The organism is Segatella salivae DSM 15606, assembly GCF_000185845.1.
In the GTDB taxonomy this organism is placed as follows: Bacteria; Bacteroidota; Bacteroidia; order Bacteroidales; family Bacteroidaceae; genus Prevotella; species Prevotella salivae.
The window spans coordinates 192,386-195,206 of sequence record NZ_GL629647.1 but is presented as its reverse complement, the minus strand read 5'-3'; the positions used below and the strand labels follow the sequence as shown (position 1 = coordinate 195,206).

Here is a 2,821-nt window from a genome sequence, read left to right as displayed (position 1 = left end):
TGATTTTCTTTCTATACTTACACCTTATATATTAAGGTGAAATAAACACCATGTAAACTTAAAGACAAATCAAACATTCATCAATGCAAATAAAAACTTGCAGAGACTATGCACTATTGAGTTGAATAAACTGCTTTATAAATTAACCATTTCCAAGCAAGAGAGAATCAATTTAGATAGTCGTTTATTCATATAAAGTATGGATGCAGCACCCAACAAAATAGGCAACGAAATATATAAAAGTGTTAATTAAACACTAACAACCCCAAAAATATATGTTGTAGAGATACAAGTTATAGAAAAAAGTAGTATTTTTACACCATAAAAATTTATTCACCTAAATAATCACTCATGTTTATGAGAAACTTAAAGACTATTTTATTGGGAGCCGGAATGGCAAGCCTTATGTTCTCTTCTTGCATCAACAAAGAAGGTATTCACACAACCGTTTCTGGCTTAAATCCGTCAGCCTTTGATTCAACGATTAACGGAAAGAAGACTGAACTGCTTACACTCACCAATCAAAAAGGAATGGAAGTCTGTCTAACAAATTATGGAGGACGTGTGGTTTCAATTTGTGTACCCGACAAAAACAACAAACCTACTGATGTCGTTTTAGGCTATGACAACATTGCACAATATGCCGACACCTTACATTCCCCTTCAGATTATGGGTCATCTGTTGGACGATATGCTAACCGAATCAAAGACTCTAAACTCATCATTGATGGGAAAAGTTACCAACTTAAAGTCAATGACAACAGTAATTGCCTTCATGGAGGTGGCAATAGTGGCTGGATGAATCAAGTTTATGATATAAAAGCGAAGACCGATTCATCAGTAGTTTTTGTCATAAAAGCAAAAGATGGAGAGAATGGTTTCCCTGGAACAGTGGAAGCAACTGCCACATATACGGTGAGGAATAATAACTCATTGGACATTGTTTTCGAAGCAACGACCGATAAAAAAACGGTGATAAACATGACAAACCATTGTTATTTCAATCTCAATGGCGACCTCTCGAAAGATGGTTTTGACCAAATAATGTATATCAACGCAGACAAATTTACCCCCAGCGACAAATATTATATCCCAACAGGAGAAATAAAAGATGTTACGGGGACACCAATGGACTTTAGAAAAGCAGCTGTGATTGGTGAGAAAATAGATATGACCTATGACCAAATTAAAAATGCAACAGGATATGATCACAATTGGTGTTTGAACACATATCAGCATGGAAAAGGAAACGATCAAGCCATTGCAGCGAGCCTTTATTCCCCCAAAACAGGTATTAAGCTATCAGTTTACACCAATGAACCAGGCCTTCAAGTTTATACGGGCAACTTCCAGGGAACAGGAATCGCCTGCAAACATGGTATTAAATATCCCAAGCATGTAAGCGTATGCTTTGAGAGTCAGAAATATCCTGATTCACCAACGAAGATAAACAACAAGACAAAGGGTTGGGAAATCTCAAATCCAATACTCAAACCAGGCGAAAAATACTATAGTCATTTAATCTACAAGTTCTCTATTGAGAATCAGAATAAGAAATAAACTAAAAACTCTAATCTAATAACTAAACAATGAATAAGATTATAGAAGCTATCAGTCAGTCGGGCTTTAAGACTATTGACTTAATTATTCTCGTTATTTACCTTGTGTTACTCGTAGGACTTGGACTCTTTCTTAGCCGTAACAAAGCAGGTAAAGAGAAAAGCGCTAACGATTACTTTCTGGCAGGCAACACCCTAACATGGTGGGCCGTAGGTGCCTCTTTGATTGCAGCAAATATCTCTGCAGAGCAATTTATTGGCATGTCGGGCACCGGATTCCGCGATGGTATAGCCATAGCAGCTTATGAAGTCATGGCAGCTGTGACCTTAGTTGTTATCGGCAAGTTCCTCCTTCCCGTGATGCTTGACCGCAAAATCTTTACTATACCACAGTTCCTACGTGAGCGTTATAATGATGGCGTAGGGCTTGCATTCTCTATTTTGTGGCTTTTCCTCTATGTTTTTGTTAATCTAACTTCTGTTGCTTGGCTGGGAGCATTAGCCATTGAACAGATACTTGGTTTACAAGGATTATCTGTTAACATCTTAGGATTTACCATTTCAATGCGTATGCTGATTATCCTTGCACTCTTTATTATTGCCGGCTTGTATTCAATCTATGGCGGTTTAGCGTCTGTTGCATGGACAGATGTGATGCAAGTTACCTTCCTTGTTGGTGGAGGTTTAATCACCGCCTTTATTGCATTGACCGAAATGGGAAAGGTGTTTGGTACAGATGCTATTGGTGCATTAAGCAGAGTATATACAGATTTGACCACAGGCTCTCATGTCAACGATGTACATTTCCACCTCGTTATCCAAGAAAGTCATAACGTAAGCGCTTTTGAGAATGTGCCAGGAATAGCAGCTGTTGTTGGAGGTGTATGGCTTACGAACTTAGGTTACTGGGGATTCAATCAGTATATCATACAGAAAGGTCTCGCTGCAAAAAGCATTAGTGAGGCTAAAAAAGGTCTTGTCTTTGCAGGTTTCTTAAAGATTTTAATTCCGTTTATCGTCGTATTACCAGGTATTTGTGCTTATTACATCATGCAAGATCCACAAGCCTTTTCTAATATTCACCTTGTTGGGCATATTGAAAGAGCCGATGATGCCTATCCATGGCTCATTAGAAACTTCACACCAACAGGTATTAAAGGCTTGAGTTTCGCGGCTTTAGCTGCTGCAATCATTTCTTCTTTGGCCTCAATGTTCAACTCTACCTCTACTCTATTCACTATGGATATATACAAAAAATATAT

The 2,821-nt window shown here is 38.1% G+C and carries 1 protein-coding gene and 1 pseudogene; both read left to right on the top strand.

The features are described 5' to 3' along the window. Nucleotides 1-357: 357 nt before the first annotated feature. On the top strand, nucleotides 358-1,560 hold the full coding sequence (locus HMPREF9420_RS00880) for an aldose epimerase family protein (protein WP_044079003.1): 1,203 nt from the start codon (nucleotides 358-360) through the stop codon (nucleotides 1,558-1,560). Between the two features lie 29 nt (nucleotides 1,561-1,589). Next, nucleotides 1,590-2,821: pseudogene (locus HMPREF9420_RS14490) on the top strand (sodium:solute symporter family transporter); the annotation flags it as partial.